This window comes from Lactococcus sp. EKM203L (assembly GCF_011800585.1).
Classification (GTDB): Bacteria; Bacillota; Bacilli; order Lactobacillales; family Streptococcaceae; genus Lactococcus; species Lactococcus lactis.
In genome coordinates this window covers 303,079-314,586 of the sequence record NZ_JAALEQ010000001.1, presented here as the reverse complement: position 1 = coordinate 314,586, position 11,508 = coordinate 303,079, and the positions used below count along the sequence as shown (strand labels likewise).

Annotated in this window: 8 protein-coding genes; all 8 read right to left on the bottom strand. The window is 35.0% G+C overall.

Translation table 11 applies throughout. The features are described from left to right. Positions 1–240: 240 nt before the first annotated feature. Entirely contained in the window at positions 241–1,674 is a 1,434-nt protein-coding gene (locus HFD15_RS01680; protein WP_167593244.1) for a 6-phospho-beta-glucosidase, read from the bottom strand. 121 nt (positions 1,675–1,795) lie between these two features. Further along, positions 1,796–2,062, bottom strand: coding sequence for a membrane protein insertion efficiency factor YidD (gene yidD / locus HFD15_RS01675; protein ID WP_010906087.1), 267 nt, complete (start codon positions 2,060–2,062; stop codon positions 1,796–1,798). A 116-nt stretch (positions 2,063–2,178) separates the two neighbouring features. Further along, complete coding sequence (locus tag HFD15_RS01670; protein ID WP_039115753.1) at positions 2,179–3,921, bottom strand: 1-deoxy-D-xylulose-5-phosphate synthase; 1,743 nt, start codon at positions 3,919–3,921, stop codon at positions 2,179–2,181. Positions 3,922–4,068: 147 nt separating this feature from the next. After that, the gene (locus tag HFD15_RS01665; protein ID WP_003130363.1) at positions 4,069–5,439 is read right to left on the bottom strand and encodes a cell wall metabolism sensor histidine kinase WalK; all 1,371 of its coding nucleotides are present in this window, start codon (positions 5,437–5,439) and stop codon (positions 4,069–4,071) included. 92 nt (positions 5,440–5,531) lie between these two features. Next, positions 5,532–6,200 (bottom strand): response regulator transcription factor, encoded by a 669-nt coding sequence (locus tag HFD15_RS01660; RefSeq protein ID WP_021722129.1) that lies wholly within the window; start codon positions 6,198–6,200, stop codon positions 5,532–5,534. A 177-nt stretch (positions 6,201–6,377) separates the two neighbouring features. Next, on the bottom strand, positions 6,378–7,352 hold the full coding sequence (locus HFD15_RS01655; protein ID WP_003130365.1) for a LacI family DNA-binding transcriptional regulator: 975 nt from the start codon (positions 7,350–7,352) through the stop codon (positions 6,378–6,380). A 152-nt stretch (positions 7,353–7,504) separates the two neighbouring features. Beyond that, positions 7,505–9,760, bottom strand: coding sequence for a glycoside hydrolase family 65 protein (locus tag HFD15_RS01650; protein WP_058208136.1), 2,256 nt, complete (start codon positions 9,758–9,760; stop codon positions 7,505–7,507). A 22-nt stretch (positions 9,761–9,782) separates the two neighbouring features. After that, entirely contained in the window at positions 9,783–11,492 is a 1,710-nt protein-coding gene (locus HFD15_RS01645; RefSeq protein WP_167593245.1) for an alpha-glucosidase, read from the bottom strand. Between the last annotated feature and the right edge of the window lie 16 nt (positions 11,493–11,508).

The window sequence follows — 11,508 nt, the reverse complement described above, 5'->3', positions numbered from 1 at the left end:
TTATCTCACTTGTAACTTTTTAAATTTCTTAAATATCATCGAGGCTTTTTCATACTTCATGACTGCGGATTTAAAAATTACGCAATACACGATTTTATCATATTTCATAAAAAAGTTCTAGCACTGCTTCCTTTTAATGGACACTTGCTTAACTATTGTAAATTTTTCTTGCTAGATAAAAATCTTAAATCAAAGAAATGTTTTGTTTGATAAAAAAAGGAGGAAAGCCCCCCTTTTTAATTATTCATTTGTTAAATCTTCACCGTTGCTTGCAATAACTTTCTTGTACCAGTTAAATGATTTCTTAGGCGTCCGTTTCAAACTTCCTTTACCAGAATCGTCTCGGTCGACATAGATGAATCCATAACGTTTGCTCATCTCACCCGTTCCTGCTGATACTAAGTCAATACATCCCCAAGAAGTATAACCTAATAGTTCAACGCCATCAAGTTCAACTGCTTTCTTCATTTCTTTGATGTGTGCAGCCATGTAATCAATTCGATAATCATCAGCTACAAATCCATTTTCATCAGGTTTATCTACTGCTCCTAAACCATTTTCTACAATAAATAATGGTTTTTGATAGCGGTCATAAATAGAATTCATTGTGATTCTTAAACCAAGTGGGTCAATTTGCCAACCCCATTCACTGGCCTCTAAATAAGGATTTTTTACAGATTCAAAGATATTTCCAGCTGATTTATCTGCATCCTCATCCTTGACTTTAGCGACTCGACTTGCATAGTAACTAAATGAAATAAAGTCAACTGTGTTTTCAGCAAGGATTTCTAAGTCGCCTTTTTCAATCGGAAGTGTAATTTCTTCACGCTCTAATCTCTTTAAAAGGTAGTTTGGATATTTTCCACGAGATTGAACATCAATGAAAAAGAGATTATCATGATTTTGTTTTTGAGCTTCAAAAACATTTTCTGGATTACAATCAAATGGATAGTAATCTCCAGCAGCTAACATGCAGCCTATCTTATTTTCTGGGTCAACTTCATGTCCAATTTTTGTTGCTAAAGCCGATGCTAATAGTTCATGATGAGCGGCTAAGTATCTGGCTTGTTCTTTATTTTCTCCTTCTTCAAAAACAAGTCCTGCTCCCATAAATGGAGCATGGAGGAGCATATTAATTTCATTAAATGTCAACCAATAGCGAACTAATCCTTTATAACGAGTAAAAATTGCTCTGGCTAAATTTTCATAGAAACCAACCATTTTTCGATTACGCCAGCCACCATATTCTTTAATTAGGTGGACAGGACAATCAAAGTGAGTGATGGTTACTAAGGGTTCAATTCTTAAACGCTTGCATTCTCTAAAAATATCTTCATAAAATTGCAAGCCTTCTTCATTTGGCTCTTGTTCGTCGCCTTTTGGAAAAATTCTTGTCCAAGCAATAGACATTCGATAGGTTTTAAATCCCATTTCAGCAAAAAGTGCGAGGTCTTCTTTCCAATGATGATACATATCAATCGCTTCTTTTGCTGGATAAAAATGGTCTTCATCGAATTCAAGGTGCTTCATTTCCCCTGTAATAATTGGAAAACGATCTTTTCCGTGTGGAACAAGGTCGACATTGGCAAGTCCACGTCCTCCCTGATTATAGCCGCCTTCACATTGATTAGCTGCAGTTGCTCCGCCCCAGAGAAAATCTTTACTAAATGGCATAATAGATGACACTCCTTTTTTATTCTTTTTTTCATTTTAACATTTTTTTATGACATTTGATAGCGATTTCATCTATTTTTTGAAGCGTTTTCTATAATTTTATAAATAGAAAAGACTCAAATTAATTTGAGTCTTCTTCTTTTTCTGGTTCTGCCCAATTTCTTCGCAAACTAAAATGGTCTGGAACTAAATCATATCCTGGCTGGCAAAATGGGTGACAACGTAAAATACGTGCTGTTCCCATTGCCAAACCTTTGGCTGGTCCATGTTTTTCAATGGCCTGAACCATGTAATTGGAGCAGGTAGGATAATAGCGACAGGCTGGTGGCAAGGCTGGAGAAATCCAGCGTTGGTAGCCATGTACTGCTTTTACTAATACTTTTTTCATCTATTTCACTTTATTAAGTAAGAACTTATCATCATTCTTGCTAGTTTTACTGACAGACATTACCAGTTCTTTATTTTTACTGACAGAAATATTTTGGAACATCTGTCAGTAAATTTTTATTTCAAAAGACTAAGAATATCAGCAACCATAAGTTCTGGTGTCAAATGATAACGATTATAAAGTTCTGTCACTGGAACAGAATCATTAAATTCACGTTTCGCACCAAAGTTCAAAACTTTAACATCATACTTACCAAGGAAGGAAGCAACTTTTTGACCAAATCCTCCGTCAAGAATTCCATCTTCGATCGTCGCAATAACTTGATGATTTTCAACTAAGTTTTCAAGGAAAGCTTGGTCCAAATCGTTGATGAAAAGTGGATTTATTAGGGTTGCATTAATTCCATTTTCAGCCAAAACTTTAGCTACTTTTTCACCATGTGAATAAAGACCACCAAGTGCCAAGAGGGCAACTTTTTCGCCTGATTTTGTCATTTGATATGAAGGGGTTGAATAATCTGTGAGAACAGTCGGACGTGATTCTAAGCCGTGTTCTGGCATTTGAATCACAACTGGTTCTTCATGTTGCTCAAGTGCCCAATCAAGAATTGAAATAAATTCTTCTTCAGAAGTTGGAGCAAGATATTTGATATTTGGAATGTTTGAAATCCAAGTCATGGCTGATGAGCCTTGGTGTGTTTCATCTGAACCTGAAATAACTCCACCTTTAACAATAACAATTGCTGGTTCTTCATTAATTGCTAAGTCATGCCAAAATTGATCATAAGCACGTTGAACAAAAGTAGAATTGTGGAAAATAATTGGACGAGCACCAGCCGCAGCCATTGCACCACCAAAAGTAATGGTAAATTGCTCAGCAATTCCTGCATCAATATAACGGTTAGGATATTTAGCTGCAAATTGTTTCAGTCCAAAGATTCCTGGAATTGCTGCATTGATGGCAACAAGAGGAAGGCCTTCTGAAACCTTTTTATCCATGTAATCCAACATAACTGAACTATAAGATTTACCAGAATCAATCACTTTTGATTGACCAGTTTCTAAATCGAAAGGCATGTGCCAGTGAAAAGCTTCTTTATTTTCAAGAGCTGGTTGATAACCACGTCCTTTTTCAGTATGAATATGAAGGACAATTGGATGGTCGATATCTTTTACTTCTTCAAATAGGTGAATTAAAGATTCAATATCATTTCCATTTTCAAGATATTTATAATCTAAACCAAAAGTTTTAAAGAAGTTATTTTCGGCTTGACCATTTGTCGCCCGAAGTTCGGCAAGGTTACGGTAAAGTCCTCCATGATTTTCAGCAATTGACATTTGATTATCATTAACTAAAATAATGAGGTTTCCTTTGAAATCTCCGGCATTATTGAGGGCTTCCATAGCAAGTCCCCCAGAAAGTGAACCGTCACCAATGACCGCAACAATGTTGCCTTTGTCATTTGTCAAATCACGCGCTTTGGCATAACCTAAGGCATTAGCAATTGAAGTCGAGGTATGGCCAACTGTGAAAAAGTCGTGTTCTGATTCTCTTTGACTGGTGTAAGGTGTGATGTCATGGAAATGTCCATCAGTAAATCCATTTTTACGTCCAGTTAAAATTTTATGTGGATAAGTTTGGTGAGAAACATCCCAAATAAACTTATCAATTGGTGAATTGAAAACTTTATGAAGGGCAATTGTTAATTCAGTCACACCCAAGTTTGGGCCAACGTGTCCACCGATGTTTGATACTTTATGAAGAACTGCTGTTCTAATTTCTGAAGCTAATTCTTCTAGTTCTTGATTTGATACTTTTTTTAAATCCGCTGGGCTGTCTATTTTTTCTAACACTGACATCTCTGATTTTCTCCTTTTTAGATTTACTTAGTTATTTACTAACAGAAATTGTCTTTAAAAACTAGTAAATCGACTGACAAAATTGTCATAATTTGAATGTTACTATTATCTTATCATAATTTGTCAGTAATTTTTTCCTATCATATTTTACAACTTTTGGAAAATTTTTGCAGGATTTGAAATTGTGCTATCCACACGAATTCTAACAATGAATTTTGTACCTTTAGGTTTATTATCTTCAACTGTAATCTTCCCATTGTAAGCTTCAACAATTTGTTTGGCCAGAGAAAGACCCAAACCTAAGCCACCTTTTTGACGCGTTCTTGCTTTATCTACTCGGAAAAAGCGGTCAAAGATTTTTTTCTTATCTTCATCAGAAATTCCTTCACCATTATCGGCGACAGCAAAAACTAAGAATCCCCCATTTTTTTGAACATCTACAGAGATTTCACCCTCATCACCCGTGTATTTAAGAGCATTATCAAATAATATGGTTAGCAATTGTTTGATCAGGGCTTGGTCCAAATTAATCGTTCCATCTAATTTCAAATGGCCTGAAAACTTTTTACCTGCGTTTTCAGCAAGCATTTCATAGCTATTAAAAATATTCTCAAAATAAGTTGCCGTAGTCGCCTCTGGCTCAATTCTGATTCCAGAATCTCGACGAGCTAAGTTCAGTAAGTTACTTGTTAATAAACGCATATTACGAACTTCTGATAAACTTTCAGAAATATTTTCTGATTCATCAATAATTGTTGCTGTTGGCTTTTGGAAAAGTAATTCTAGACGATTTTGCAAGATTGCCAGAGGTGTTCTCAATTCATGTGAAGCATTTTCAACAAATTCTTTTTGTTTTTCATAAGCGGCCAAAATTGGTTTTAATGTCCAGTTTGCAAGATATAGACTAATAATTACTGACAGAAGCCAGAAAGTAATCATTGTTGTCACAATGACCCACATGGCTCGGCTCATGGCATCTTGAATTTGGTCAACATTTGAAAAAATTTGTGCATAAACCGGAGTTACTGTTCCATCAGTATTTGTAATAATAAATTGTGATGTTGTCAGATAACGATAGTGCCAATTATCTCCATAAGGATTTTTTACAGAAACAGTTTGAATAGTGTTAATTTGATTTTCGTTAAATTTCATTGTTTTTTGCAGAAGGCTCATGCCAAAGTTTGTACTTATATTTGCATTTGAACCCGCTGAAGGTATGAAACTTTTACCCTCTGAATCATAAAAAATTACACTATTATTGGGACCGTAATAGCCACTATCTTGCGAATTATTCATTCCTAATTGATTATTCGCTGCTTCTATCAAAAAGACTCGGTTTTGAGCCAAATTGTGTAAATTTTGGTCAGTCGCTCGATACATTCCTAATTGCATGACTTGAATAATAATCACGGCTAAAGCAACAAAAATGACTGTAAAAGCTAGAAAAAAATGAAGGAAATTTTTCCCATCATTTTTTACAATAGCTGAAGATTTAACTTTTTTAATTATTTTCTTCAAAGAGGTCTCATTTCTAGATAGATTTACTGACAGAACTTTTTGTTAATTTATAGATGACTTTCATCTCTAGACAATAAGCTGTCAGTAAAATTTTATCTCAAGATATAGCCAACATTTCGCAAGGTTGAAAGATTATTGACAAATTCTGTATCTTTCAATTTTTTCCGAATTTTACTCATATAAACTTCAACAACAGTTACTGTTGTATCACTGTCATAGCCCCAAATCCGGTCAAAAATTTGCTCTTTTGGCAAAATAACATTTTGATTTTGCATTAAATAAACGACTAAATCAAATTCTTTTCCGATTAAATCAACAGGTTGATCATCAACTAAAGTTGATTTATTTGATAAATTCAAACGAATATTTCCATAAGTTAAACCGTTTGAATCTTCTAATTTACCTGTCCGTTTCAAAAGTGCTTGAATACGTGCTTTTAGTTCATCTAAATAGAAAGGTTTTGTTAAATAATCATCTGCTCCAATGTCGAATCCGTGCATTTTATCATCCAAAGATTCCTTAGCAGTCATGATTAAGACTGGTGTATCTACATTTTGCTCACGTAATTCCTTTAAGACTTCAAAACCATTCTTTTCTGGAAGCATTAAATCAAGCAAAATTAAATCATAAATTCCCAATTCTGCTTCATAGAGTCCTTCAACTCCATCATAAACCTGTTTGACTTGCGCAAATGATTTTAAGAAATCGTAAACAGATTTTGAGAGTGATAAATCATCCTCCACTAATAAAATTTTAATCATTGAATCCATCCCTTTTCATATTTTTTAGGGCTCATAATTTATAAATTATTTTTAGTTAAATTGCTTGGAAAGTCAATAAAACTGCGCCCAACCCTTTCTATTATTTTACACTATTATCATATTTTTGTCTTGTACTAGGCTTAACCTTATCTTAAACAAAACTAAAAAAGCTAGAACTTAAATTCTAGCTTTTGTTGATTCTCTAATAATTAATTCAAAAGGGATAATTGATTTTTCTGGCAAATTTTCTTTCTTATCTCGTAAGTCCAAGATTTTCTTAATTGCACTTGCCCCTAATTGCTCAATATGAATGTCAAAAGTTGTTAAATAAGGATGAATCATTGCTCCAAAGATAGAGTTGTTGTAAGTAATTAAACTCACATCTTCTGGAACATTTAGACCTTGACTTCTTAGACGTTCCACAACTTTTAAAGACAAGACATCATCCATAACTACAAGAGCTGTTTCATTTCGCAAGGAAAAATTAGCATCCATAAACAAGAGGTCATGATTGAGCCCAAGTTTCTCGGATTCATCTTTAAAACCTTGATAACGTTCTTCAAAAACTTCTGTTTCTTTCGTATCGGTCACAAATGAAATATTTTGATGTTTTAATTGTGCTAAATGACGAACAGCCTCGCGTCCAAGCAGCATATTATCATTATCCACATGGGTAATTTCATTTTTTCCTTCAGCCGGAGTTCCAACTAAAACAAAAGGAACCTTATTTTCTAATAAATAATCGCGAACTTCATCATTTTTTCCAGCGTAAAGCACGATAAATCCGTCAACACGCTTTTCTGAATATTGAAGTTCAATCTGTTTTTTCAACTCTTTGGCTGAATGCCCCGTCGCAATAGCGATTGAAACATCGTAATCACGAGCTGTTTCATTGATTGAGGTCAATATTTTCATAAAGAAAGGTTGGCTCGCTTTGTCAGCCACTGGCGGGAAAACAACACCAATTGTATTTGTTTTTCCCGAAGCTAGAATCTGAGCCGCTGCATTCCTTCGATAACCTAATTCATGCATGGCTTTGCGAACTTTTACTTTTGTTTTATCCGAAATCTCTGAACTATCTTTAATGACCCGACTGACCGTTGAGGCATTAACACCAGCTTTTTTTGCAACATCTTTAATTGTAACTGCCATATTTTCACTTGAGACTAGCTAAACCCAGCTCAACTCACCGCTCCTTTCTCTTTCTTTTATTTGACACTCTGAAATTTTATTTTGCCAAATTTTCGATTAATTTTCAACTATTTTTTAGATTTTTGATAAAAAAGTCATTTAAAGACATCAAATTACTTTGTTTTCGTAACATAAAAATCTTTTAACTCAATTTTTTCACCATAGATTTCAAGATTTAAGACTTGGCCACGTAATAATTCAAGTTTCACTTCTTGACCAACAGAAATTTTTAATAAACGTCCGCGATAGTTAATGTGAAAGGCATAACCCGTCCATGCTTGTGGTAAAAATGGGGCGAAACTCAATTGACCATCCCAGGTTTTCATTTGGGCAAAACCATGAACAATCGCCAACCATGAGCCAGTCATTGATGTGATGTGAAGTCCATCTTCTGTGTCGTTATTATAATTATCTAAGTCAAGACGAGCTGTTCTTTCATACATTTCAACAGCCTTGTCTTCCATGCCAAGCTCTGCTGCTAAAATCGCATGAATGGATGGAGAAAGTGAGCTTTCATGAACAGTTAATGGTTCATAAAAATCAAAATTTCGTTGTTTTTCGGCTAATGAAAATTGATTGCCGAAGAAATAAATTCCTTGAAGCACATCTGCTTGCTTAATATATGGACTACGTAACACTCGATCCCAAGACCAATTTTGGTTCAATGGAAGATTTTTAGGGTCAAGTCGAGCCACTGGAGTCAAATCTTTATCTAAATAGCCATCATGTTGAACAAAGATACCCAATTCTTCATCTTCTGGATAATACATTTTATCCACAATTTCTGCCCAGTGAGCAATTTCAGCTCCTTCAATTAAAACTGGGCGTGGATATTTCGCTAAACTTTCAGCAGTATAAGTCAAAACCCAAGCTGCCAATTTATTAGTGTACCAGTTGTTATTGATATTATTTTCATACTCATTTGGGCCTGTGACTCCATGAATCATGTATTTATCATTTCGTTTACTATAATGCACACGATCTGCCCAAAAACGAGCAATTTCAATCAAAACTTCTAAGCCTTCATGAGCAAGATAAGTTTCATCTCCCGTGTAGTTGCTGTAGTTATAAATCGCATAAGCCATTGCTCCATTACGGTGAATTTCTTCAAATGTAATTTCCCACTCATTATGACATTCAACACCTGTAAAAGTAACCATTGGATACAAAGCACCTTTAAGTCCTTGTTGACGGGCATTATGTTGTGCTTGTGGCAATTGATTATGACGATATTTTAAAAGATTTTTAGCAACTTTTTCATCCGAAAGTGCCAAGTATAATGGAACGGCATAGGCTTCTGTATCCCAATAAGTTGCTCCGCCATATTTTTCTCCAGTAAATCCTTTAGGGCCAATATTTAAACGTTCATCTTCGCCGTAATAGGTAGAGAAAAGTTGGAAAAGATTAAAGCGAATCCCTTGTTGAGCTTCTGCTGAACCGTCAATTTGTACATCAGCAATTTCCCAACGTTTTTTCCAAGCGATTTCTTGTTCTTTATAAAATTCATGATATGTTTTCTTAGAAATTTCAAGGGTCAAATTTGATAGCACCTTTGTTAAATTCGAGGGTTCAATATCACGACTTGTGACAACTAAAACATTTTTGATAAAGGTGAGTGGTGCATTTTCTATTAATTTTGCTTCGTAAACATCTAAAACAGAACTTTCTCTTGTTTCTTGCTTAACTCGAGTAAAATCGCCTGCAAAGCTTTGTTTAGCTGCTACCGTAAATTGTTCAACTCCAAATGGATTAGGAATTGTTTCGGTGACAATAAATGAACCTGTAGCTGTATTATCAAGGTTTTTTACTGTCCAAAATTTTTCATCGTAGTTGGAATCTTCATTACGAACATTTGCATCAATGATTGAGGCTGTACGGATTTGATGAATTTCACCATCTAAGCTTTCAAACATGAAAGCAAAAACCGCAAGTTCTTGTTGAGCAATTGAGAAAAATCTTTCGGCGGTCACACGTACTCCATAAGCTACATAAGTATAGGTGAGTACCCCTTTTTCCATATCAAGCGACAGATTAAAATCAGTCACGTGACTTGCGGCTAAATCAACTTCTTTGTCATCAATAAAAACTCTGACAGAAGCAAAATTGAGGGCATTGATTGCTTTACCAAAATATTCAGGATAACCATTTTTCCACCAACCTACACGTGTTTTATCTGGAAACCAAACGCCTGCAATGTAAGTTCCTTGGTGACTGTCGCCACTATAAGTTTCACTAAAATTTCCGCGCATTCCCATGTAGCCATTGCCAATGGAAGTAAGTGATTCTTGCAAACGACGGTCTTCTTTTTCAATCTGATTTGATGTGATTTTCCAAGGGTCAATGCCCATAATTCTTTTGATTTGTTTCATAGTGTTATCCTGTTCTCACCTTCTATTTTTTATAAACCCGATATTCCCAGGCTGACAGAACCATTTTTTCTTGAAATTTTTGATTTGAACTACCCAAGACTTGTTGATAATTAATGACAGAACTTTCAGCAGAGCTGTCAGTCAAACTGTCAATTTTTGTAAAATCTAAATGAGCTTTTTTGTCAGCCAAATTGACAATAATTAAAAATTCAGCTCGTTCATAAACTAAAACTTGAGGATGTCTTTTAAAATGAAATTTAATTGAACCCTCTGAAATCGCTGGTTCTTGATGCCGTAATTCAATCAATTTTTTATAAAGTTCAATGAGTTCTTGATTAGTTTGACTATTAATAACAGAAAAATTTGGATTAATTTCCATCCAAGCTTGTCCACTTGTAAATCCTGCATTTTTAGAATTGTCCCACTGCATTGGTGTTCTTGAGTGTTCACGACTATTTTGAGTGACTTCTGCTAGTGCTTGATTTGCTGACAGTTCTGTCAGTTCAACGCGACCAACGGAAGATGTTGAATCGGCAGATTGAGGAACTGACAGCTTTGCTGACAGTTCTGTCAGTAACATTTCATATTTCTTTTTAATCTCGTCAGCTCGTAATTGCTTTGCGTCAGTAAATGGAAAATTAGTCATCCCAAATTCCTGCCCTTGATATATGAAAGGCGTTCCTCTTAAGAGCATATAACTGACAGCTAACGCTTTTGCTGATTCTATTGAACCATCGCCAAAAGTATCAATACTTCTTGGTTGGTCATGATTTTCAATATACAAAGCATTCCAACCCCGTTCAAGCAAATCTTCTTGCCAACGCATAATGACTTTTTTGTAGCCATAAATACTGCCCTGACCATTGCCATTTGATTTTCTGACATTATGTTCTAATTCAAAAATCATATTGATATAGCCAGCTTCATCGGTCCAATCGGGCGCTTGCTTGGAGCGAACCCCTGAAGCTTCCCCAACAGTCAAAGCACCATATTCATCAAAAATAGCTTTCAAATCTGACATATATGTTTCAATCCCAGCAACATTCATGAAAGGCACCCACGGGCCGTCGCCTTTCCAAGATTTAATTTTATAGTTCCATGGCATTTTTTGAATGTGTGAAATCGCATCTAATCTGAAGCCATCTATTCCCAAATCTAACCACCAGCGAATCATGTCATAAATTTCTTGCCGAACTTTGGGATTTTTCCAATTTAAATCAGGCTGCTCTTTGGCAAAAACGTGAAAATAAGCTTGTTTTGTTTTTTCATCATAAGCCCAAGTTGAACCACCAAAAAAGGAAATCCAATCATTTGGCATTTGGTTAGGGCTAGCGTCTTCCCACAAATAATAATCACGGTAAGGATTGTCTTTTGATTTTTGACTTTCTAAAAACCAAGGATGTTGGTCTGATGTATGATTGACTACCAAATCCATGATGACTTTCAAGCCATTTTCATGCGCTTTATCTAGTAATTTTTTAAAATCTTCAAGTGAGCCAAACATTTCATCAATGACTTGATAATCAGAAATATCATAGCCCCCGTCAACTTGTGGACTCTTGTAAATTGGATTTATCCAGATAAAATCAATCCCCAATTCACGTAGGTAAGGAATTTTTTCAATGATGCCATTGATGTCGCCAATGCCATCTCCATTGGTATCTTTGAAAGATTTTGGATAAATCTGATAACCTACCATCTTGTGAAAATCATTTGTTTTTATTTTTTTCATAGTTTTACATTTTCAT

What these genes read in the sequence shown, in the direction of transcription:
- yidD (WP_010906087.1), bottom strand. Translation starts at nt 2,062, where the DNA reads ATGAAAAAAGTATTAGTAAAAGCAGTACATGGCTACCAACGCTGGATT.
- HFD15_RS01660 (WP_021722129.1), bottom strand. Translation starts at nt 6,200, where the DNA reads ATGATTAAAATTTTATTAGTGGAGGATGATTTATCACTCTCAAAATCT.
- HFD15_RS01680 (WP_167593244.1), bottom strand. Translation starts at nt 1,674, where the DNA reads ATGCCATTTAGTAAAGATTTTCTCTGGGGCGGAGCAACTGCAGCTAAT.
- HFD15_RS01655 (WP_003130365.1), bottom strand. Translation starts at nt 7,352, where the DNA reads ATGGCAGTTACAATTAAAGATGTTGCAAAAAAAGCTGGTGTTAATGCC.
- HFD15_RS01670 (WP_039115753.1), bottom strand. Translation starts at nt 3,921, where the DNA reads ATGTCAGTGTTAGAAAAAATAGACAGCCCAGCGGATTTAAAAAAAGTA.
- HFD15_RS01645 (WP_167593245.1), bottom strand. Translation starts at nt 11,492, where the DNA reads ATGAAAAAAATAAAAACAAATGATTTTCACAAGATGGTAGGTTATCAG.
- HFD15_RS01650 (WP_058208136.1), bottom strand. Translation starts at nt 9,760, where the DNA reads ATGAAACAAATCAAAAGAATTATGGGCATTGACCCTTGGAAAATCACA.